This is a genomic window from Kitasatospora sp. NPDC087314, from assembly GCF_044744365.1.
Lineage (GTDB): Bacteria > Actinomycetota > Actinomycetes > Streptomycetales > Streptomycetaceae > Kitasatospora.
This window is the reverse complement of the sequence record NZ_JBIUYE010000020.1, coordinates 166169-187882: the sequence shown is the minus strand read 5'-3', so window position 1 is coordinate 187882 and position 21714 is coordinate 166169. Positions and strand designations below refer to the sequence as shown.

Genomic DNA, 21714 nt, shown 5'->3' with positions numbered 1-21714 from the left:
GCGGTCATCCTTTCAGCGCTCCGCCGAGCAGGCCGGCCACGAACTGCCGCTGGAAGAGCAGGAAGAGCAACACCAGCGGGAGGGTGGCCAGCAGGGAGCCGAGCATGAGGCCGGAGTAGTCGACGTGGGTGAGCCCGGTCAGCGTGTTGAGCGCGACCGGCACGGTGTACTTGTCCTCGGTGTTGAGCATCAGCAGCGGCCAGATGAAGCTGTTCCACTGCCCCATGAAGGTGAAGATCACCAGCGCGCCCAGCTGCGGCCGCACGCAGGGCAGGACCACCTGGTAGAAGGTGCGCAGTTCGCCGGAGCCGTCGATGCGCGCGGACTCCAGCAGTTCGTCGGGGAAGTCCAGGAAGCCCTGGCGCATCAGCAGGATGCCGAAGGAGTTGGCCAGGAAGGGCAGGATGACCGCCTGGTAGCTGTCGATCCAGCCGACGCTGGCCATCATCTGGAACAGCGGGACGAGCAGCACCTGCAGCGGAATCATCATGGTCGCCAGCACCAGCCCGAGCAGCAGCCCACGGCCCCGGAAGCGGTACTTGGCCAGCCCGTAGCCGCACATCGCCGACAGCAGCGAGCTCAGCGCGGTGTAGACGACGGCGATGCCCAGGCTGTTGAGCAGCACCCGGCCGAAGCCGATGCTCTGCTGCAGGTGGGCCAGGTTGCGCAGCAGGTCCCCGCCGGGCAGGAACGGCGGCGGGGAGTGGAAGAGCTCGGAGCTGCTGTGGGTGCTCGCGATCAGCATCCAGACGAAGGGCACCAGGCTGACGACGGCTCCGAGGGCGAGCGCGAGCAGGACGGCGCCGCGGCCGAGCCGGGCGGGCAGCGGCCGGGTACGGGGACGGGCGGCGGCAGGGGTGGGGGCGGAAGTGGGGCTCACCGGCGGCGTTCCCTTCCGTAGAGCCGGAACTGGAGGAGGGAGACCGCGGCGATGACCAGCACCACGACCCAGGCGATAGCGGCCGCGTAGCCGAAGTCGAGCTGCTGGAAGCCGACCTTGTACAGGTAGACCACGGGGGTGAGGGTCGCGTCGCCGGGTCCGCCGCGCGTCAGCACGTAGTTCTCGTCGAAGAGTTGGAGCGTGCCGATGGTGGAGGTGATGACGCAGAACAGCACCACCGGCCGCAGCTGCGGCAGGATCACGCCGGTGTAGGTGCGCAGCGTGCCCGCGCCGTCGAGGGCGGCGGCCTCGTACTGGTCCCGGCCGATGGCGTGCAGGCCGGCGAGCAGGATGACGGCGTTGTAGCCGGTCCAGCGCCAGGTGACCGAGCCGATCAGGGAGATCCGGGCCCAGGTGGGCGAGTTCAGCCAGTCGACCGGGCCGGCGCCGAGCGCGTGCAGGAGCTGGTTGGCCAGGCCGCCGTCGGTGCGCAGCAGGACCTGGAAGACGACGGCGTAGGCGACCAGCGTGGTGACCGCGGGCAGGAAGAAGACCGCCCGCCAGCCGGCCCGGAACCGCAGCCAGGACTGGTTCAGCAGGACGGCCAGCACCAGCGCCAGCCCGATCATCACGGGCACCTGGACGGCCAGGATCATCGCGGTGTTGACCAGGGAGTGCAGGAAGGCCGGGTCGTCCAGCATCCGCCGGTACTGGTCCAGCCCGACCCAGACGGTGACGCCGTCGCGGCGGGCGGTGAAGCTCTGGTAGAGGCTGGCGCCGAGCGGATAGGCGAAGAAGAGGATGAAGAGCACGGCCGTGGGCCCGGCGAAGAGCCAGGCCGCGGAGCGCGGCAGCCGTCGTCGCCGGGTGCGCGCGGTCCGCGCGGGTACGGCGGCCACCTCGGGGGTGGGGGCCTGGAGACTGGTCATGGTGCGTGTCCCTACGGGGCCGGCTGGCGACTGGTCGCGGTGGCGATCTGGCGGGCGGCGGAGCGCAGCACGGTGCCGGGGTCGGCTCCGCCGTGCAGCACCTGGTTGACGGCGGTGTTGACGATGTCGCCGGCCTTGGCGTCGTCGGCGGTGATCTCGACGGTGGGGATGGACCGGGCGAGGTCGGCGAACAGCCGCATGGCCGGCTGGTTCGCGTAGTAGGCGTCGGGCTGCTGGAAGTACGGGTGGTCCAGGGCCGGGAGGTAGGCGGGGAAGAGTCCCTCGCGCTCCATCATCGAGGCCTGGTTGGCCTTGTCGGCGAGCAGGGCGGAGATGAACGCCCAGGCCAGTTCCGGGTTCTTGCTCTGTGCGGTGACGGAGAGGGTGGAGCCGCCGTTGTTCGAAGTGCGACAGCCGCCGGGGGTGAACGCGGGCAGCGGCACGACGCCGAACTCGCCCTTCAGGTCGGCCATCTCGCTGGTGAGGGTGCCGTCCCACCAGGCGGCGGTGGGGGTGGTGGCGACCTTGCCGTCGTGGGTGCCGGAGACCAGGCCGTCCCAGCCGTCCTCGAAGTCGACGAGGCCCCGGTCGACCAGCTGTTTCATCAGGGTGAGCGCCTGCTCGGCGGCGGGTGAGGCGACGGCGACCCTGCCGTCCACGAACCAGCCCTGGCCCTGCTGTTGGAGCAGCAGGGAGAACGTGCTGTCCTGCTTGGCGTCCATGATGAGCAGCTTCTTGCCGGTGCGGGCCTTGAGGGTGGTCCCGGCGGCGAGGTAGTCGTCCCAGGTGGCGAGGCCGGCCGGATCGACGCCGGCCTGCTGGAAATAGTCGCGGCGGTAGAACAGGGCGCAGGGGCCGCTGTCCCAGGGCAGTGCGAAGACCCGGCCGGCCGCGTTGGTGACGGTGCGCCAGGCCGCCTGCGCGAAGTCCGGGGCGAGGCCGGCGGCCCGGCCGGTCAGGTCGACCAGCGCGTTGGGGAAGTTGCCGATGTAGGTGGGCAGTCGGTGGCCCTCGACGGTCAGCACGTCCGGCAGCCCGCTGCCGGCACCGAGTCCGACGGTGATCTTGTCGTAGGCGTTGTCGTAGCCGATGTCGACGACGTCGATGGTGGTGCCGGGGTGGGCCTGTTCGAAGGCCTTGCCGAGCCGCTGCATGGCCTTGGCGGCCACATCCCAGGACCAGATGGTGATCTTCCCGGCGAGTTTGCCGCCGGAGCCGGCGTCCAGCCGCTTGGCGTCCGGGGTCCCGGCGCCGCCGGTGGCGCACCCCGCCGCCCCGGTCAGCAGCAGCGCGCCGCCGGCCAGCCCGGCGCCGAGGACACGGCGGCGGGAGGGGCCCGAGCCGGGCCCGTACCGTCCACCCCCGGGGCCGTCAACGTGTCTGTGACGACTGCCGGTTGAGATCTTTCCTCCCGACATCTTGCCTCCTGAAGAGTGAATGCCGAATGCTGTATACAGAACTCAGCACACACAGTGCCGTCAAGGCTTGTGACCGAAATCGCGGAAGGTGCCAGGATGACCGCACGCGTTCCCCGAACCCACCCGTACATCCCCAACTCCGCCCCCGACGTCAAGACGGCGATGCTGGCGGCGATCGGCGCGCGGACCGTCGAGGAGTTCTACGCCGACATCCCCGCCGCGCTGCGGCTGGACCGCCCGCTGCGGCTGCCCGAGCCGCTCGGCTCCGAGGCCCGACTGGTCGCCCACATGGAGGAGTTGCTCTCCCGCAACGCCGCCGTCCCGCCCGGCCGCAGCTTCCTCGGCGCCGGGTGCTACCGCCACCACGTGCCCGCCGTGGTCGACGAGGTCGTCAACCGCAGCGAGTTCCTCACCGCCTACGCCGGCGAGCCGTACGAGGACCACGGCCGCTTCCAGGCGCTGTGGGAGTACCAGTCCCTGATGGCCGAGCTGCTGGCGGTCGAGGTCGTCAACGTGCCCACCTACGACGGCTTCCAGGCCGCCGCGACCGCGCTGCGGATGGCCGGCCGGGCGACCGGGCGGCGCCGGCTGGTCCTCGTCGGCGAGCTCGACCCCGACAAGCTCTCCCGGATCCGCGACTACGTGCACGGGATCCACGACCTCGTGCCGGTCCCCGCCGAGCCCGAGGCCGTCCGCGCCGCCCTCGCCACCGGCGACACCGCCGCCGTCTTCGCCGAGCTGACCGACCACCGCGGCCGTGTCGACCCCGAGCTGCCGCAGTACGTCGAACTCGCCCACCGGGTGGGCGCGCTGGCCGTCGTCGGCGCCAACCCGCTGAGCCTGGGCGTGCTCGCCCCGCCCGCCTCCTTCGGCGCCGACCTCACCTGCGGCGACCTCCAGCCGCTCGGCATCCACCCCAGCTTCGGCGGCGGCAACGCGGGCTTCATCGCCAGCCAGGACGACGAACGCCTGGTCGCCGAGTACCCGAGCCGCCTCTTCGGCCTCGTCCCCACCGAGGTGCCGGGCGAGTACGGCTTCGGCGACGTCGCCTACGAGCGCACCTCCTTCGCGCTGCGCGAGGAGGGCAAGGAGTGGGTCGGCACCGCCGCCGCCCTGCACGGCATCGCCGCCGGGGTCTACCTCGCGCTGATGGGGCCGCACGGCATGCGCGAGATCGGCGAGACGATCCTCGCCCACACCGCCTACGCCCGCCGGCGCCTCGCCGAGGTCCCCGGCGTGGAGGCGGGCGACCCCGAGGCCGTGCACTTCGCCGACTTCACCCTCCGCTACACCGGCGAGCGCACCGCCGCCGAGATCGCCGCCGCCCTGCTCGACCGCGGCTTCCACGCCGGCACCCCGGCCGGGGAGCGCGAGGGTCGCTACTGCGTCACCGAGCTCCACACCCAGGCCGACATCGACCGCCTCGCCGCCGCCCTTGAGGAGATCGCCAAGTGACGGACCATCACCCGATCGCCGGCCGTCAGCCGATCGCCGACGAACACGGGACCACCGACCGGGCCGGGACCACCGACCGGGCCGGGACGACCGACCCGCGGATCGCCCCGAAGCCCGCCCTGCGCCGCTTCCACCAGGCCCGCTGGGACGAGAAGCTGATCTTCGAACTGGGCGCGCCCGGCGAGCGCGGAATCCTGCCCCCGACGCCCGAACCCGCCGTGACCGCCGCCGTCGGCAGCCCCGCCGACCGCCTGCCCGCCGCACTGCGCCGCGGCGCCCCGCCCGCGCTGCCCGAACTCGGCCAGCAGCAGGTGCTCCGCCACTACCTGCGGCTCTCCCAGGAGAACCTCGGCGCCGACCTCAACATCGACGTCGGCCAGGGCACCTGCACCATGAAGTACAGCCCCAAGGTCAACGACTCCTTCGTCCGCGACCCGCGGATCGCCGCCCTGCACCCGGCCCAGGACGCCACGACCGTCCAGGGCGTGCTCGAACTCGTCCACCGGCTGGAGCAGTTGCTCAAAGAGGTGTCCGGCATGGACCGGGTCTCGCTGCAGCCCGGCGCCGGATCCGCCGCGATCTGGACCAACGTCTCCGTCATCCGCGCCCACTTCGCCGCCCGCGGCGAACTGGAGCAGCGCGACGAGGTCATCACCACCGCCTTCTCGCACCCCTCCAACGCCGCCTGCGCCAAGACCGCCGGGTTCAAGGTGATCACGCTCCACCCGGACGCGGACGGCTACCCCGACATCGAGGCGCTGCGCGCCGCCGTCGGCCCCCGCACCGCCGCGCTGCTCATCACCAACCCCGAGGACACCGGGATCTACAACCCCCGGATCGCCGAGTTCGTCCGCATCGTCCACGCGGCCGGCGGTCTGTGCGCCTACGACCAGGCCAACGCCAACGGCGTGCTCGGCATCACCCGGGCCCGCGAGGCCGGCTTCGACCTGTGCCACTTCAACCTGCACAAGACCTTCTCCACCCCGCACGCCTGTGGCGGCCCGGCCGCCGGCGCCTGCGGCGTCACCGCCGAGCTCGCGCCCTACCTGCCGCGCCCCACCGTCGAGTTCGACGGCGAGCGGTACGTCCTCGACCACGACCGGCCGGAGTCCATCGGCAAGATCCGCCCGTACCTGGGCGTCGTCCCGAACCTGGTCCGCGCCTACGCCTGGATCATGTCCCTGGGCGCCGAGGGGCTGCGCGAAGCGGCCGAGATCGCGGTGCTCAACAACAACTACCTGATGCACCGGGTCCAACGGATCCGCGGCGTCTGCGTCCCCTACGCCGAGGGGCGGCCGCGCGTCGAACAGGTCCGCTACAGCTGGCGCCAACTCGCCGAGGACACCGGCCTGCACAGCGAGGACCTCGGCTACCGCGCCGCCGACTTCGGCACCCACTACTGGACCAGCCACCACCCCTACGTCGTCCCCGAGCCGATGACGCTGGAGCCGACCGAGTCCTACTCCCGCGCCGACCTGGACGAGTACGCCGCGATCCTCGCCGAGGTCGCCCGCGAGGCCTACGAGGAGCCGGAGACCGTCCGCACGGCCCCGCACAACTCCACCGTGCACCGCATCCGGCACGAGCCGCTGGACGATCCGAAGGTGTGGTCCGTCAGCTGGCGCTCCTACCGCCGCAAGGTCCTCGGCGAGCGGCCGTGACGACCGGGATCCGGATCGGGCTCGTGGTCAACCCGGTCGCCGGCCTCGGCGGCCGGGTCGGCCTCAAGGGCAGCGACGGCGCCGAGGTCCAGCGGCGGGCCCGCACCCTCGGCGCCCGGCCCGACGCGATCCTGCGGGCGGAAGTGACCCTACGTCAGTTGATCGCACTGGCACCGTCGTTGACTCTTCTCGCCGCAGCCGGGCCGATGGGCGCGGACGCGGCGCGGGCGGCCGGCCTGCACGCGACGGTGGTCCACCGGCCCGCCGGCCCGGACACCACGGCCGCGGACACCCGCGCAGCCGTCCGCGCCCTCGTCGCGGCCGGCACGGACCTGCTCCTGTTCTGCGGCGGCGACGGCACGGCCCGCGACGTCCTCGACGCTCTGGGGCCGGAGCCCGGCCCGCCCGTCCTCGGCATCCCGGCCGGGGTCAAGATGCACTCCGCCGTCTTCGCCGTCCATCCCCGTGCCGCCGCCGAGGTGGCCGCCGCCTGGGCCGGCGGCGAGGGCGTCCGGCTGGTGTCCGCCGAGGTCATGGACCGCGACGAGGCGGCGCTGCGGGACGGCCGGATCTCCGCCCGCCTCCACGGGTGGCTGACCGTCCCGGTCCTGCCCTCCCGGGTCCAGCAGCGCAAGACCGGCAGCTCCGCCACCGACCCCGAGGCGCTGGGCGGCATCGCCGCCGAGGTCGCCGAACGGGTCGGCCCCGGCGGGCTGCTCGCCCTCGGTCCCGGCGGCACCACCCAGGCCGTCGCCGCCGCCCTCGGCGCGGCCGACGCCTGCCCGGGCGGCGTCGACGTGCTGCGCCTCGAACCCGGCGGCGCCGCCCGGATCGTGGTCCGCGACGCGCGGGCGGACCAGTTGCTGGCGCTGCCCGCCGCCCCGTGGATCGCGCTGTCGCCGATCGGCGGCCAGGGTTTCCTGCTCGGCCGCGGGAACCAGCAGATCACCCCCGAACTGCTGCGCACCGCGGGCCCCGAACGGCTGCTCGTCCTCGCCACCGAGGCGAAGCTCGCCGCCCTCGCCGGCCGTCCGCTCCTGCTGGACACCGGCGATCCCGCGCTGGACCATGCCCTGTCCGGGCACGTCCGGGTGATCACCGGCCGCCGCTCCAGCGCCGTCTACCGCCTCACCGGCTGACCCACCCCCACCCCTGCCGCACCCCCTGCCCCGAAGAGGAGCCCCCCAGTGATCGACCTCCACGGCAAGCGCGCCATCGTCACCGGCGCCGCCTCCGGCATCGGCCGGGCCACCGTCGCCCTGCTGGCCGAACTCGGCGCGGCCGTCGTCCTCGCCGACCTCGACACCGACCGCGGCGAGCAGGCCGCCAAGCAGACCGGCGGCGCCTTCGTACGCTGCGACGTCTCCCGACGAGCGGACTGCGAGCGGGTCGTGCGCACCGCCGTCGACCTGCACGGCGGCGTCGACGTGCTGTTCAACAACGCCGGGATCATCCGCCGGTCCACCGTCTGCGACATCGGCGACGACGACTGGGACCTGGTGATGGCCGTCAACGTCCGCTCCATCATGCTGCTCAGCGGCCTGGTCGTGCCGCTGATGGCCGCGAACGGCGGCGGCAGCATCGTCAACACCGGCTCCGGCTGGGGCATCCGGGGCGGCGGCCGGGCCGTCTCCTACTGCGCGTCCAAGGGCGCCGTCGTCAACATGACCCGGGCCATGGCCATCGACCACGGGCCCGACAACATCCGCGTCAACTGCGTGTGCCCGGGCGACACCGACACCGGTATGCTCGCCGAGGAGGCCCGCCAACTCGGCGAGAGCCCCGACGCCTTCTACGCGGATGCCGCCGACCGACCGCTCGGCCGCATCGGCCAGCCTCGGGACGTCGCCCAGACCGTCGCCTTCCTCGCCAGTGACGCCGCCACGTTCGTCAGCGGCGCGATCATCGCCGTGGACGGCGCCGGGACCGCCTGACCAACACCCGGCCGGTACGCTACGGACCGAGGAAGAAGGGAAGCCCGATGGCGATCGAGCGGCGTCCGCTGCGCGAACAGGTGAAGGACGAACTCCTGGAGCGGCTGGGCCACGGCCGGTTCACCCCCGGCGAGTCGATCAACGAGGTCCACCTCGCGGAGGAACTGGGCGTCAGCCGCACCCCGTTGCGCGAGGCCCTGATCAGCCTGGAGCGCGAAGGCATCATCACCAGCGAGCGCGGCAAGGGCTTCCGCTTCGCGCCCACCGGCAGGCAGGAGTTCCTCGACCTCACGGCCATCCTGATCGCCCTGGAGTCCCTGGCGCTGCGGACCTCCGACCGGGAGCACCTGTCCGCCATCGCGCCCCGGCTGCTGGCGCAAGCCCGCGCCTTCTCCGCGCCGCAGGCTCCGCACGGCACCATAGAGCGCTACGACGACGCCTGGCACGCGCTGTTGCTCTCCGGCTGCGCCAACGCCCGGCTGCGCGAGCTGATCGACTCGCTCAAGCTGACCCTGCACCGCTACGAGCGGGTGGTCGTCGGCGACCACGCGATCCTCGAACGCGCCGCCGAGGAGCACGAGCGGATCGCCCAGTGCCTGCTCGACGGCGACATGGAGCAGGCGGTCGCCGCCCTGGAGGCCAACTGGACCAGCGGCATGGAACGGATCATGGAGCGTCTGCCCGCCGTCGGCACGCGCTGACGTCCGGCCGTCAGCCGTCAACCACCGGCAGAGGTACGGCGGCCCGTGCTCCTGCCGGTGGAGCGTCCCGGCACCCGGCCCCGTCGTACCGCTGTCGGCCGTAGGGCCGGTCCGCCCCGCGGCGTCACTCCTCGTCGGACCGGCCGCGGATGCAGGTGAGCACTCCGGCCACCGAGGCGATCTGCGCGGTGAGCCCGCCGGCGTCACCCTGTCCCTGCACGGACAGGGTGACCTCGACGGGCTTCTCGGCGGCCTCGCCGGAGAGTTCCCCGGCCACGTCGGACAGCGTGCGCAGTTCGAGGACCGCGAAGCCCGCCCGGGTGCACTGGTCCAGCACCTCCCGCAGCACCCCCTGGCCGGGGCGGTAGACGATCCGGTACGAGACCGCGGCCCGGCGCAGCGCGGGCAGCCGGTTCAGCAACGGCCTTATCGCGTAGGACACGACGAAGTACGCCGCGACGGTCAGCGCCGCGAGCAGCGGCAGGCCCGCGGCCGCGGCGGCGCCCACGGCCGCCGTGAGCCAGATCGTGGCCGCCGTCGTCAGCCCCTGGACCCAGCCCCGGTGCACGAAGATCACACCGGCGCCGATGAAGCCGAGCCCCGACACGATCTGCGCGGCCATCCGCGAGGGGTCCAGCTCGACCGTGCCCGTGTGCACGACGTCGGTGAAGCCGTACTTGCTCACCAGGGTGAACAGTGCCGCGCCGGCGCCGACGGTCGTGTAGGTCCGCAGCCCGGCGGCCTTGTGGCGGAGCTGCCGCTCGACTCCGATCAGACCGGAGAGCAGGAAGGCGAGCAGGAACTCCAGGACCTGGACCCACCCCTGCCCGCTCGGCCCGCTCGCCCACTGAACCGGTGCCATACTCCTGACGCCCCCTTCCCACCGTGCTGTCGACGGTGCCGGCGGCCGTCCCCCGCCCGGGGCGTGGCGCCGTCGTGCCGCCGGCCCCGGACGTGGAGGCGCGATGCCTGCCCATGCTAGGGCGGATCGGCCCCCTCCCGGGAGTCCGCGGGGGTCGATTCCGCGTCGATCCCGGCAGCGATCCCCCGCGTCAATCCCCCGTGTCAATCCCCCGTGTCAATCCCCCGCGCTGCCCGGCCTGTTGGTGCGGCAGGCCCGCCCGGGCCGCACCACGGCGAGGAGGGCGGCGGGGTCGGGGTGCTTCTGCAGACCCGGCAGCAGCAGGTGCCACAGGTCCGCCAGCCGGTCCTCGATGCTGAGCCGTCCGTCGATCGCGTCGGAGACGGTGTGCAGCCCGAAGAAGGCGCAGATCACGCCGTGGGCCGCGGTCGCCGGGTCGACGCGGGCGGCGAGTTCGCCCTCGGCGCCCGCGCGTTCGAGCAGGGAGCGGACGGTGTCGATCCATCCCACGAAGGGCACCGGCAGGTCGGCGTCGATGGCCGCGCGCTCGGACCAGAGCCGGGCGCCGGCCCTGACCACGACGTCGTCGCGGAAGGCCCGCGCCACCGCGAAGCTCAGCCGGACGAGTTGCTCCAGCGCGGGCGCCGGGGTGCCGGTGTGGCGCGCGACGAGCTCCGGCCACGAGGCGAAGTGCGCCTCGATGACGGTGCGGGCCAGGTTCTCCTTGCTGGTGTAGTGGAAGTAGATGGCGCCGCTCGTCCGTCCCGAGGCCGCGCTGATGTCACTGATGCTCGTGCCCGCGTATCCGCGTTCGTCGAACATCCGAGCAGCTGATTCGAGGACAGACCTGCGAGTCGTCTCAGCTCGATTCTGCACGCGCCTCTGCCTTTTCAAGATCACCCGGTTTTGCACGCACTGTAGTGATCCCGGGCGGGAACGCCAACTGACGACATGCGAACCCAGCTGGATTGATATTTTCTGTATATATGAAGATGCTGGATTTCCCTGCTTCCCCGGCGGCCCGGCATCCCGCCCGACCGCTCAGCTGGTCCCGCACGGTTCCGCGCGAACTGGTGCACCGCTCCGCCGTGGCGGAGGTGCTGCTGACCGACGTCCGCGCCCGGGGCGGCGGCCGCTTCGAGGCGGCGGCCCAGTGGCCCCGCTCCCATCCCACCTTCCCGCGCGGACGCGGCGAGCGGCACGACCCGCTGATCGCCGTCGAGACCGCGCGCCAGCTGGGCATCTACCTGCCGCTGTGTCACTACGGCGTACCCCGGGACACCCACCTGCTGATCACCGACGTGTCCTGCCGGGTCGATCCGGCGGCCGAGCCGAGGGGCGACGGCCCGGCGACGGTGCTCTGCCGGGCCGAGGTGCACGGCCTTCGGACCTCGGCCGAAAGCCGCCGGCCCACGGGGATGCGGCTGCGGGTGGACTGCTATGCGAGGGGCGCGCGCTTCGCCCGGATCGAGGGCGGGACGCGCTTCGTGGACCGGCTCGCCTACCCGACCCTGCGCGGCGCCGGCACCGCCCGGACGCCCGGCGACGCCGGCCCGCCGCCCGACCCGCCGTCGCCGGAGGAGGTCGGGGTCGCGCTGCCCTCCGACGTCGTGGTGGCCCGCGCGGAAGGCACGGTCCTGGTCTGTCCGGGCGATCCCGGGCACCCCTTCTTCTTTGACCACCCGTCCGACCACCTGCCCGGCATGGTGCTGCTGGAGGCGGCCCGGCAGGCCGCGGTGCTGCGCAGCGCAGGGCGGCTGTCCCGCCCGGTCGCGTACCGGATGAGAGCGCTGCGGTTCACCGAGTTCGCCCCCCTCGCGGTCGTTGAAATCACCGAGTACGAGCATTTGTGCGTTTTTCATATTCGCCAGTGTGGTCATATCACCGCAGCAGGGGTTCTCGGCTACTGAAGTAAAGACCTGACAAATATCGCGCCATCAAGTTTGACTGCGAAACATATCGATCGTAACGTAGCGATCGTTATGTTCCGGGTCGTTTTCTCCGGCCCGGATGCCGAGGCGCGTCGTTCTGCCGCGCTCCCGACTCCGGCCCCGGGCGGGTCGCGGCCGACCCCGCCCCCGCGCCGTGGTCGCCTCCCGTCCGGACGCGCGCTCGGTGAATCCCACAAGCCAATCCCACCTGAAGGGCGTAGGCATGACCGTGGAGAGCATCAACGACTGGACCCCTGCAGCCGTCGTCTTCGACTGCGACGGCACGCTCATGGACACCGAGTCGCACTGGCACGGAGCCCGTGCGGAGGTGCTGCGGGACTTCGGCATCGCGGCCGGACCGGACTTCACCGCGCGCGCGGCCGGGTTGCACTACTCGGACTGCGGGCGGCTGATGGCCGAGACCGCCGGCGATCCCGCGCTGGCGCCGGAGATGACCGACCGACTGCTGGTCAGCTTCCGGGCGCTGGTCGACGCCGACCCGATCCCCATGCCGGGCGCGGCCGAACTGGTCGGCCGGCTCAGCGGGTTCCTCCCGCTGGCGGTCGCCAGCAACTGCCCCCGCGACGTGATCGAGGCCGGGCTCGACGGCGCCGGGCTGCTCCGGCACTTCGAGCACATCGTGGTCCCGGCGGACGGGCTGGCGCCCAAGCCGGAGCCGGACGTCTACCTGACCGCCGCCCGGCTCTGCGGCGCCGAGCCCACCGACTGCCTCGCCGTGGAGGACACCTACTGCGGCATCCGCTCGGCCGTCCGGGCGGGGCTGCGGGTCGTCGGAGTCGGGCCGCACCCGTCGGCCGAGGCGCGGGAGGCGGTCGACCTGTGGGTCGCCACCCTGGACGAGCCGGGGCTGCTCGACTGGGCCCGGCGCCGGAGCGCTCTCGCCCTCACCGGCTGAGCACCACCCGGGCCGAAGCCGGGCACCGTGCGGCCGGGCCCGGCGGTCAACGGCCCGGCGGTCACGGGCCCGCGGGGGCCGGCTCGGGGCCCCACAGCGGATCGGGTCCGCCGGCCGGGGCGTCGGTGGGCGCGGTGTCGTCGAGCAGTACGACGTCCAGCGTCCGCGGCACCCCGCCGGCCGAGGCGAAGAGCAGCGCGATGCCCACGGCACCCGGGTCGGGGACCCCCGACGCCCGTTCCCCGAGGTAGCTGGCCCGGCCGCGGCGGGCCCGCAGCGCCCTGGTCCGGCGGACGCCTCCGGCCGCCGCGGCGGCGGCCATCGCGAGGCAGTCGTCCGGTCGGGCCCCGGGAGCGCAACCGCGCAGGGCCAGCGCGGCCGGGTGCAGGGCATCGACGAGTGTCTTGTCACCCGGCCGTGCCTCCCCCACCCGTTGGACGGCCTCCAGCGCCGCCGTCACCCCTCGGGCCAGGGCCGGGCCGGTCAGCGGGCCGGTGCCGGCGGCCGCCGCCAGTTCCTGGAGCACCAGCCCGAAGAGCGGCCCGCTCGTCCCGCCGACCTCGTCCAGGAACGCGCCCGCCGCCGCGCCCAGCGGTACGGCTGCGGCCTGCCGCCCCGGCGGCAGCCGGTCCAGCGCGGCCAGCGCGCACCGGACGCCGGTGAGCAGGTTGACGCCGAAGTCGCCGTCCCCCGCGGCCTGGTCGAACCGGGTGAGCTCCTCCTCGGTGGCGGCGACGGCCTCGGCGAACCGCCGCATCCAGCCGGCCGTGAAGACACCGTCGAATGCCTTTGTGCCCGTCATCTCCTGACCTCCTGGTGACCGGGGGCCGGCGCCGACTCCGCGGCCGGCCAAGCCGCCGTGTACGCGGGGGCGTCGAGCAGCGCGAGCGTCTGCTCGTCGGCGGCGAGCAGGGTGATCGAGAACCCCCGCATGTCGAGCGCGGTGACGTAGTCACCCACCAGGGCGCGCGCCAGGCGGCGTCCGCCCGTGTCCAGGACGGCGGCCAGTTCGTTCAGGACCGCGTACAGCTCCAGGCTGGTCGTCGCCCCCAGGCCGTTCACCAGCGCGACGAGGGGGGCCCGCGCCGGCCGCAGCGACTCCAGCAGGCGCAGCGCCATCCGGCCCACCAGGACGCCCAGCGGCTCGCGCTCCAGGGAGAGTTCGGCCCGTTCACCGTGGATGCCGACACCGAACTCGACCAGGTGCTCCAGCACCTCGAAGGCCGGCCGACCGGTGGCCGGGGAGGTGTGCGCGGCGCCGGCCACCGCGATGCTGCGGCACCGTCCGGCCAACGCGCTTCCCAGCGACGCGAGTTCCGTCAGGCCGAGCCCTCGGTCGGCGGCCGCCCCGAGGATCTTCTGCACCAGGACGGTGGCCGCCGTCCCGCGCCGGCCGGCGGCGACGGACTCGGACTCGGAGGCGAGGTCGTCGTCCACCAGGACTCTGGCGCACGGTATGCCCTGGCGGTGCAGCCGTTCGGCCGCGATGCCGAAGTTGATCCGGTCGCCGGTGTAGTTCTTCACGATGTGCAGGACGCCGTCCTCGCCGGCGACCGCGCGCGAGGCCTCGAAGATCTGCCGGTTGTGCGGCGAGGCGAAGATCCGGCCCGGGCAGGCGGCGTCCAGCATGCCCCGGCCGACGAAGCCGACGTGCATCGGCTCGTGCCCCGAGCCTCCGCCGGAAAGCAGTCCGACCCGGCGCCCGGGCGCCCGGTCACGGGCCCGGACGAAGCCGAGGTCGGGGTCGTGGACGACGAGCGATGGGTGGGCCCGGGCGAATCCGGCGAGTGCGCTCGCCACCAGGGCGTCCTGATCGGTTTCGAGGTAAGGGGCCACGTCCGGCTCCGCTCGGTAGGGCGGCCCCGCTGCGCGCGACCGCCGATCACGTTCACCCATGCTTGGGCAGACACCCGCGCGCGGCAACCCGCGCGCGGCAACCCGCGAGGGCTCGGGACGGCCGCCCGGCGCGCGGTTCGGGGCCTGCGGGACGTCGGTGCCCCGGCGGGTCCGGGCGCCCACCCGGGTGATGCCACGCACCCGCCGTCCGGCCGCGCCTGCGCCGGCGGTTTCACGCGCCCGCACGGGATCTCCCGGCGCCCGGGCCCGCGTCCGGTCCTGCGCACCCACAGCGGCCGGATTCTATCGGGACGTCCGACAGTCCGCTTGGCGTCGCCCGGCCTTCCCGGCGGGTCCGACCGTCACCCGATCGAGTGGGCCGTCATCGCCGAGCCGACACCGATCGGCGGGGACGCGCGCCCGAAGCCGACCGGCCTCCGGAGCCCGGTCGGCCCGCACCTCGCCAGGTGCGGGCCGACCGGGTCTCAGGCCAGGCAGCCGACGTGCGCCAGGGCCCGCTTGAGCAGCACGCCCTGGCCGCCGGGCATGTCCTGCTGCACCAGCGGCGAGGCGGCCTCCTCCGGGCTGAACCAGACCAGGTCGAGCGCGTCCTGGCGCGGCCGGCAGTCGCCGGCCACCGGCACGACGTAGGCCAGGGAGACCGCGTGCTGCCTCGGGTCGTGGAACTCCGTGATGCCCAGGGTCGGGAAGTACTCGGCGACCGTGAACGGCTGCAGCGAGGCGGGGATCCGGGGCAGCGCCACCGGACCGAGGTCCTTCTCCAGGTGCCGCAGCAGGGCGTCGCGGATCCGCTCGTGGTGCAGCACCCGGCCGGACACCAGGGTGCGGCTGACCGTCCCGTCCGGCCCGATGCGCAGCAGGAGGCCGATCTCGGTGACCTCGCCGGCGTCGTCGACGCGCACCGGCACCGCCTCCACGTACAGGATCGGCATCCTGGCCCGCGTGGTCTCGAGTTCCTCGGGAGCGAGCCAACCCGGCGTGGTTTCCGTCATGTCAGACATTCGCCGATCGTACGTTCCCCGGCCCCGTCCGCGCCGGGCGCCCCGCCTGTCACGGCGTCGGGAACCGTCCGGTCGAGGTGCCCGGTGCCCGGCGGCCCGTCCGAAGATCCGTACCCGGAACCGGAACCGGCCCGCCCGGCGGTACCGTCTGGCGTGAAGTACCGGGAACGGCAGGGGCGGGGCGCGGCGAGGGGAGAGACGGCGTGGAGGCGTTGGGGGACGGGGACCCACGGCAGGTGGGCGCGTACCGCCTGCTGCGCAGACTCGGCGCGGGCGGGATGGGTCGGGTCTACCTGGGGCGGACCGCGGGCGGGCGCACGGTGGCCGTGAAGATGGTGCACGCCCAGTACGCGGCGGACCCGGAGTTCCGGGTGCGGTTCCGCAACGAGGTGGCGGCGGCCCGGCAGGTCGGCGGGCGCTGGACGGCGCCGGTGCTGGACGCGGACACCGAGGGCGCCCAGCCGTGGGTGGCCACCGGCTACGTCGCGGGGCCCTCGCTGGGCACGGCGGTACGGGAGTTCGGGCCACTGCCCGGCCCGGCGGTGCGCTCGCTCGGGGTGGGGCTCGCGGAGGCGCTGGCGGCGGTGCACGGCCGCGGGCTGGTGCACCGGGACGTCAAGCCGTCGAACGTGCTGCTGGCGCTGGACGGGCCCCGGCTGATCGACTTCGGGATCACCCGGGCGCTGGACGCGGCGACCGTGCTCACCCGCTCCGGCTTCGTGGTCGGCTCGCCGGGCTACCTCTCCCCCGAGCAGGCCGAGGGTCGGACGGCCGGAGCCGCCTCGGACGTCTTCTCGCTCGGTGCGGTGCTCGCCTACGCGGCCACCGGCACCGCGCCCTTCGGCTCGGGCGTGAGCGCGCCGGTGATGCTCTACCGGGTGCTGCACGAGCAACCCGAACTCCACCTGACGGACCAGGAGTTGCGGGCCATCGTGGCGGACTGCCTGGCCAAGGATCCGGCCCGCCGGCCGACCCCGGCGCAGCTGCGCGACCGGCTGGCGGCGAGCGACCGGGCGGCGGCGGAGCGGCTGGAGCAGCGGGACTGGCTACCGCCCGCGATCGCCGCCGCGCTGGCCGGGCTCGCGGTCGAACTGCTCGACCTGGACGGCGAGGCGGCGACCCAACCGCCCGCTCCGCCGGGGGCGTTCGGCCCGGCGGAGCCCTGGACGGCCACGGCGGGCCCGCACACCGCCCCGGCGGCGATACCGGCGCCGGCCCCGGGCACCGCGGTCCCCGGACCGCCGCCGCCCGGCTTCGGCGCCACCCCCGCGCTGCCCTACCCGCCCCGGCCGCCGTCACGGCCCGCCCGCCGGGGCGCCGGGCGGGTCTCGCTGGCCGTCGCCGCCGTCCTGGCGGCCGCGGTGGCGGGGACGGCGGTGTTCCTGGCGACGCGTCCGGACGACTCCGGCGGCGCCGGGGCGGCGGCCACCAGCCCGGGCACCACGGCGGCCCCGCCGAGCGGTGGCACGGCAGGTGGTGGCACGGCGGCCCCGGCGGGTGGGGCGGCCACCCCGGCGCCCACCCCGGCCGGCTCGGTCCCGGACGGCTTCCTCGGCACCTGGCAGGGCCAGCTCGGCAGTCCGCAGGTCTCTCTCAAGGCCGATTTCAAGATCACCATCACCCAGGGCCGCCCGAACGACCCGATCGCCCAGATCCACAACAACACCGGGCCCGGCAGCCGGTACTGCGACTCCGTCGCCGACCTGGTCTCGGCCACCGCCGACCGCGTGGTCCTGCGGACGGCGCCCATGAGCACCCTCAGCGGCTGCACCGCCGACCCGCACGACCAGGTGTACACCCGCAACGCCGACGGCAGCCTGCACCTGATCGTCGGCGGCTTCACGGGCGACCTGAGGAAGTAGCCCAGCCGCCCGGCGGGGCATCCGCGGTCCGCGACGGCGCCCCGCCGCACCAGCCTGCCCGGAAGCCCCCACCAGAGCGCCCGGAACCGCGCTCGACGGGCACTTGAGGAATCCGACCCCCACCCGTTGACGCAACTAGGGTGCGACGCGTCCGCCCCACCATCCCCCTGACCCGAACAAGCGGCCGAACGCCGCCCACCCGAGCAGACGTCACGCGCACGAGAGGAGAACCGCCATGCACCTCAAGGTCCTCGGCCCCCTCACCGCCGACCTCAACGGCATCTCCGTCGTCCCCACCGCCGCCAAGCAGCGCCAGATCCTGGCCCTGCTCGCGCTCTACCCGAACCGCATCCTGCCCACCGCCACCCTGATCGAGGAGATCTGGGGCGACGACCCGCCCAGACAGGCGCTCACCACCATGCAGACGTACATCCTGCAACTGCGCCGCCGGATCACCCAGGGCCTCGGGCCGACCCCGCACATCACCGCCAAGGACATCCTGACCACCCGTCACGGCGGCTACCAGCTCACCACGCACCCGGACAACCTCGACGTCCACACCTACAGCCTGCTCACCACCCAGGGGCAGCACGCCTTCAACCACGGCCACGACCACCAGGCCGCCACCCACTTCCGGCAGGCCCTCGCGCTCTGGCACGGCCCCGCGCTGGTCGACGTGCGGCCCGGACCGATCCTCGCCATCGAGATCATGCGCCTGGAGGAGAGCCGGCTGATCACCCTGGAACGCCGGATCGACACCGATCTGCGGCTCGGCCGGCACAACGAGCTCATCCCCGAACTCACCCACCTCACCCACCAGCACCCGCACCACGAGGGCCTGCACGCCCAGGCCATGGTCGCGCTCTACCGGGCCGGCCGGCAGACCACCGCCCTGACCACCTACCACCACCTGCGCCACCGCCTCACCACCGAGCTCGGCATCCAGCCCTCCCCACACCTGCAGCACCTGCACCACGCGATCCTCACCCTCGACCCCACGCTCAACACCCCGACCACGGCGCACCCGACCACCTACAACCTGTACCCGGCCTGAGCTCCCGCCCCGCCCTCACCCCCAGGACCCGTCATGACCACCGCACCCGAGAAACCCCTGGCCCTGATCACCGGCGGAACCCGCGGGATCGGCCTCGCCATCGCCCGCGAGCTCGGCAGCCGCGGCCACCGGATCTTCATCTGCGCACGCACCGGCCACGACATCACCCAGGCCCTGGCCACCCTGCGCGAGGAGGGCCACCAGGCCGACGGCACCACCTGCGACGTGCGCGACCCCACCCAGGTCAGCGCGCTGATCCGGCACGTGGTGGCCGAGCACGGCCCGATCACCGTGCTGGTCAACAACGCCGGCCGCACCGGCGGCGGGCCGACCGCCACCACCACGGACGACCTCTGGTACGACGTCATCGACACCAACCTGAACGCCGTCTTCCTGGTCACCCGGGAGACCCTCAAGCACGGCAGGATCACCGGCACCGCGCACCCGCGGATCATCAACATCGCGTCCACCGCCGGGAAGCAGGCCGTCACCTTCGGCGCCCCGTACACCGCGAGCAAGCACGCCGTGATCGGCTTCACCCGGGCGCTGGCCAAGGAACTGGCCCCGACCGGAACCACCGTCAACGCCATCTGCCCGGGCTACGTGCACACCCCGCACACCACCCGGATCCACCACGAGTACGCCACCGCCTACAACACCACCCCCGAGACCATCCACCAGCACTTCCAGACGCACATCCCGCTCGGCCGCTACACCACCCCTGAGGAGGTCGCCTCGCTGGCCGGCTACCTCACCTCCCCGACCGCCGCCAGCATCACCGCGCAGGCACTGAACGTCTGCGGCGGCCTCGCCACCCAGTAACCCCGGCGCAACCCTGGCCGGCCCACGGGAAGGAACCGGGCTCCGGTGCCCGCTGATCAGCGATGACGAACCGTCACTTCTCCAGCGCACCCGTCACCCTGCTGGTGGCCGGCGCCACGTCGCCCGAGCCCTGCCTACCCGCCGCCCGCCCGCCGAGACGGCTCGACGCCGGGGCGGTCAGCGCCGCGCTGGCCCGCACCGCGACCCGCCGGCCGCGGCCGTCGCCGCCGCGCGGGGGCGGCCGGCTCCCGGAGTTCCTGCTGGTCGAACTCCACGGCGGGTACGAGGCCGAGGTGCTGCGCGCCGCGCTGCGCGCCGTCCTGCCGCCCGACGAGACCGACGCCGGGATGCCAGGCGGGACACCGGGCGGGACACCGGGCGGGTCGGAGCCGCTCTGGGAGCGGGCGGTGGACGGCCCCGACGGGCTCGACCGGGTGCTGGCCGAACTCGGACGCGCCCTGACCGCCGGAGCGCGGCTGCGGGCCGTCCTGGTCGAGGACCGCCGGGACGGCCTCCGACGCCTGTTCGTCGGGCTCGCCGCCGGTCCCACCGCGCGCGCCGCCGAGCTGCTGGAGCGGCTGCGGGAGGCACTGGCACACCCGCCGGAGCCCGTGACGGTGCCCACCAGCGCGCTGCAACGGGAGATGCTGCGCCAGGTGCTCGGGCGCGCCGACCACGGCGGGCGGCACGTCGAGCAGCTGTCCTGGAACTGGCACGGGCCGCTGGACACCGAGCGGTTCACCGCCGCCTGGCAGTCGGTGTTCGACCACGAGACGGTGCTGCGCGCCGCCTTCGACTGGGACGACACCGCCGGCGACGGCGGCGACGGCGGCGACGGCGGCGACCCCTGGATGGTGCTGCACGAACGGGCCGTCCCCGAGGTGACCCGCCACCCGCACGGCGCGGTCGGCTGGGACGACCTGCTGGAGGCCGACCGGCTGCGCGGCTTCGACCTGCGCCGACCCGCCCTGCTACGCGCCACCCTGCTCGACTCCGGCCCCCAGGACGAGGACGACGGGCCCGCCACCCGGGTGCTGCTCACCTACCACCACGCGATGCTGGACGGCTGGAGCGTGCGCCTGCTCCTGCAGGCCTTCTACCGCGCCTACCTGACCGGCGGCGTTCTGCCCGGTGGCGAGCGCCGCCCCGACGTCCGCGACCACGCCCGCTGGCTCGCCGCCCAGGACAGCGACGCCGCACGGGAGTTCTGGGCCACCCGGACCGCCGCCCGCGCCGTCCTGCCACTCGCCCCCGACCCCGCCCGGCGCGGCAGCGGACGCGCCCGGCGCCGGCTCACCCCGTACGAGGCGGTCCGGCTGCGCGGCTGGGCGGCAGCCTGGGGGGCGGGCGAGAGCAGCGCGCTGCAGGCCGCCTGGGCGCTGCTGCTGTACCGCGCCGCGCAGGCGCCCGAGCAGCGCCGGCCGGCCCGGGCGGTGCGGGTCGGCTTCGCGGTCACGGTCTCCGGCCGGGGCATACCGTTGGACGGCATCGACCGACTGCCCGGGGCGCTGCGCAACCCGCTGCCGATCTCCGTCCGGGTGCACCCGAGCACGACGGTGCCCCAGCTGCTCGCGGCGCTGCGCGACGAGGTGCTCGACCTCGCCGCGTACGAGTGGGTCTCCCCCGGGCAGACGCACCGCTGGAGCGCCACCCCGCGCGGGCAGCGCCCGCACAGCCTGGTCGTCCTGGAGCACCAGCCGACCGCGCCGCACCACCTGCGGCTGGAGACCGACCTGGCCGCGCACGGCATCCACGTGGGGAACCCCGTCCCGGCCGGCACCTTCACCTCGTACCCGATCACGCTGGCGGCCCACTACGACGCCACCGGCGGGCTGGTCCTCACCACCACCCACGACCGCGCCCTGCTGGCCGACCAGGACGCCGTCGAGCTCCTCAGCCAGAGCGCCCGCCTGCTGCGCACCTTCCCCGACCTGCCGAACGGCCTCAGCACCTCCGAGGTGCTGCGCTCCACCCTGGCCGGGCACCCGGCGCCCCGCCCCGGCGGGCCCGCCGACCACCCGACGGGCCCGGACCCGGCGGAGCGGGGCCCGGCCGTCCGGCTGGAGGTACTGCGCCGGGCCGCCCGCCCGGGCGCGGGCTGGGTCCTGCTGCTGCCCCCGCCCGACGCCCCGCACACCCGCTACCCCGGCACCGCGCGCGGCTGGCCCGGCCCGCAGGCCCTCGGCGTGCTCCGCCCGGCCTCCGGCCCGCCGTCGCCGGGCGCCTACCGCCCGGTGCTCGCCCCGCTGCTGGAGTCCCTGGCCCCGGTCGCGCTGGTCGCCGCACCCGGCAGCGGCGTCACCGCCTACGAGGTCGCCCGGCTCGGCCCGCCGGCCCGCCCGCCCGTGGTCGTGCTGCTCCCCGAGCAGGCCGGGCCCTCCGACCTCTTCGCCCTGGCCCCCCTGCTGGCGGACCCGCCCTAAGCTGAGGC

General features: G+C 74.2%; 19 protein-coding genes. 11 read left to right on the top strand and 8 right to left on the bottom strand.

Features of this window, described 5'->3' with window-relative positions; genetic code table 11:
• Window positions 1–4: 4 nt before the first annotated feature.
• Genes ACIO5E_RS35275 through ACIO5E_RS35265 form a run of 3 tightly spaced genes read right to left on the bottom strand, consistent with a single transcriptional unit; the run spans window position 5 to window position 3227 of the window.
• A complete protein-coding gene (locus ACIO5E_RS35275; protein ID WP_400675934.1) occupies window positions 5–880 on the bottom strand; it encodes a carbohydrate ABC transporter permease in 876 nt (291 codons plus the stop codon).
• Window positions 877–1809, bottom strand: coding sequence for a carbohydrate ABC transporter permease (locus ACIO5E_RS35270; RefSeq protein WP_400675932.1), 933 nt, complete (start codon window positions 1807–1809; stop codon window positions 877–879). Before ACIO5E_RS35270 ends, ACIO5E_RS35275 begins: the two co-directional genes overlap by 4 nt.
• An 11-nt stretch (window positions 1810–1820) precedes the next feature.
• The gene (locus ACIO5E_RS35265; RefSeq protein ID WP_400675930.1) at window positions 1821–3227 is read right to left on the bottom strand and encodes an ABC transporter substrate-binding protein; all 1407 of its coding nucleotides are present in this window, start codon (window positions 3225–3227) and stop codon (window positions 1821–1823) included.
• Window positions 3228–3323: 96 nt separating this feature from the next.
• On the opposite strand from ACIO5E_RS35265, the gene gcvPA reads away from it, so the two are divergent.
• The 5 genes from gcvPA to ACIO5E_RS35240 are packed head-to-tail and all read left to right on the top strand — an operon-like array spanning window position 3324 to window position 8978.
• Entirely contained in the window at window positions 3324–4682 is a 1359-nt protein-coding gene (gcvPA, locus tag ACIO5E_RS35260) for an aminomethyl-transferring glycine dehydrogenase subunit GcvPA (RefSeq protein ID WP_400675928.1), read from the top strand.
• A complete protein-coding gene (gcvPB, locus tag ACIO5E_RS35255) occupies window positions 4679–6343 on the top strand; it encodes an aminomethyl-transferring glycine dehydrogenase subunit GcvPB (protein ID WP_400675926.1) in 1665 nt (554 codons plus the stop codon). The genes gcvPA and gcvPB overlap by 4 nt, the downstream gene beginning before the upstream one ends.
• Window positions 6340–7482, top strand: a complete 1143-nt coding sequence (locus tag ACIO5E_RS35250; RefSeq protein WP_400675924.1) for an ATP-NAD kinase family protein — start codon at window positions 6340–6342, stop codon at window positions 7480–7482. The genes gcvPB and ACIO5E_RS35250 overlap by 4 nt, the downstream gene beginning before the upstream one ends.
• Before the next feature lie 48 nt (window positions 7483–7530).
• Complete coding sequence (locus tag ACIO5E_RS35245) at window positions 7531–8277, top strand: SDR family NAD(P)-dependent oxidoreductase (RefSeq protein WP_400675922.1); 747 nt, start codon at window positions 7531–7533, stop codon at window positions 8275–8277.
• A gap of 47 nt (window positions 8278–8324) precedes the next feature.
• Complete coding sequence (locus ACIO5E_RS35240; RefSeq protein ID WP_400675920.1) at window positions 8325–8978, top strand: GntR family transcriptional regulator; 654 nt, start codon at window positions 8325–8327, stop codon at window positions 8976–8978.
• A 124-nt stretch (window positions 8979–9102) separates the two neighbouring features.
• Here ACIO5E_RS35240 and ACIO5E_RS35235 read toward each other — a convergent pair whose 3' ends face one another.
• Window positions 9103–9840 (bottom strand): MgtC/SapB family protein, encoded by a 738-nt coding sequence (locus ACIO5E_RS35235; protein WP_400675918.1) that lies wholly within the window; start codon window positions 9838–9840, stop codon window positions 9103–9105.
• Between the two features lie 216 nt (window positions 9841–10056).
• Entirely contained in the window at window positions 10057–10716 is a 660-nt protein-coding gene (locus tag ACIO5E_RS35230) for a ScbR family autoregulator-binding transcription factor (RefSeq protein ID WP_400675916.1), read from the bottom strand.
• Window positions 10717–10826: 110 nt separating this feature from the next.
• Between ACIO5E_RS35230 and ACIO5E_RS35225 the strand changes: the two genes are divergently transcribed.
• Together ACIO5E_RS35225 and ACIO5E_RS35220 are read left to right on the top strand one after the other, a co-directional pair.
• Complete coding sequence (locus ACIO5E_RS35225) at window positions 10827–11750, top strand: ScbA/BarX family gamma-butyrolactone biosynthesis protein (RefSeq protein WP_400675914.1); 924 nt, start codon at window positions 10827–10829, stop codon at window positions 11748–11750.
• A gap of 244 nt (window positions 11751–11994) precedes the next feature.
• On the top strand, window positions 11995–12687 hold the full coding sequence (locus ACIO5E_RS35220; RefSeq protein ID WP_400675912.1) for an HAD family hydrolase: 693 nt from the start codon (window positions 11995–11997) through the stop codon (window positions 12685–12687).
• Window positions 12688–12748: 61 nt separating this feature from the next.
• Here ACIO5E_RS35220 and ACIO5E_RS35215 read toward each other — a convergent pair whose 3' ends face one another.
• The 3 genes from ACIO5E_RS35215 to ACIO5E_RS35205 form a co-directional block, all read right to left on the bottom strand.
• Complete coding sequence (locus tag ACIO5E_RS35215; protein WP_400675910.1) at window positions 12749–13489, bottom strand: DAK2 domain-containing protein; 741 nt, start codon at window positions 13487–13489, stop codon at window positions 12749–12751.
• Entirely contained in the window at window positions 13486–14523 is a 1038-nt protein-coding gene (locus ACIO5E_RS35210; RefSeq protein WP_400675908.1) for a dihydroxyacetone kinase subunit DhaK, read from the bottom strand. The genes ACIO5E_RS35215 and ACIO5E_RS35210 overlap by 4 nt, the downstream gene beginning before the upstream one ends.
• Before the next feature lie 485 nt (window positions 14524–15008).
• A complete protein-coding gene (locus ACIO5E_RS35205; RefSeq protein ID WP_400675956.1) occupies window positions 15009–15536 on the bottom strand; it encodes an NUDIX hydrolase family protein in 528 nt (175 codons plus the stop codon).
• 245 nt (window positions 15537–15781) lie between these two features.
• Here ACIO5E_RS35205 and ACIO5E_RS35200 point away from each other — a divergent pair, with 245 nt between their 5' ends.
• From ACIO5E_RS35200 to ACIO5E_RS35185, 4 genes are all read left to right on the top strand, one after another.
• Complete coding sequence (locus ACIO5E_RS35200; protein WP_400675906.1) at window positions 15782–17407, top strand: serine/threonine-protein kinase; 1626 nt, start codon at window positions 15782–15784, stop codon at window positions 17405–17407.
• A 235-nt stretch (window positions 17408–17642) separates the two neighbouring features.
• Complete coding sequence (locus tag ACIO5E_RS35195) at window positions 17643–18461, top strand: BTAD domain-containing putative transcriptional regulator (protein WP_400675904.1); 819 nt, start codon at window positions 17643–17645, stop codon at window positions 18459–18461.
• 33 nt (window positions 18462–18494) lie between these two features.
• The gene (locus tag ACIO5E_RS35190; RefSeq protein WP_400675902.1) at window positions 18495–19283 is read left to right on the top strand and encodes an SDR family NAD(P)-dependent oxidoreductase; all 789 of its coding nucleotides are present in this window, start codon (window positions 18495–18497) and stop codon (window positions 19281–19283) included.
• 62 nt (window positions 19284–19345) lie between these two features.
• The gene (locus tag ACIO5E_RS35185) at window positions 19346–21706 is read left to right on the top strand and encodes a condensation domain-containing protein (protein WP_400675900.1); all 2361 of its coding nucleotides are present in this window, start codon (window positions 19346–19348) and stop codon (window positions 21704–21706) included.
• Window positions 21707–21714 lie beyond the last annotated feature (8 nt).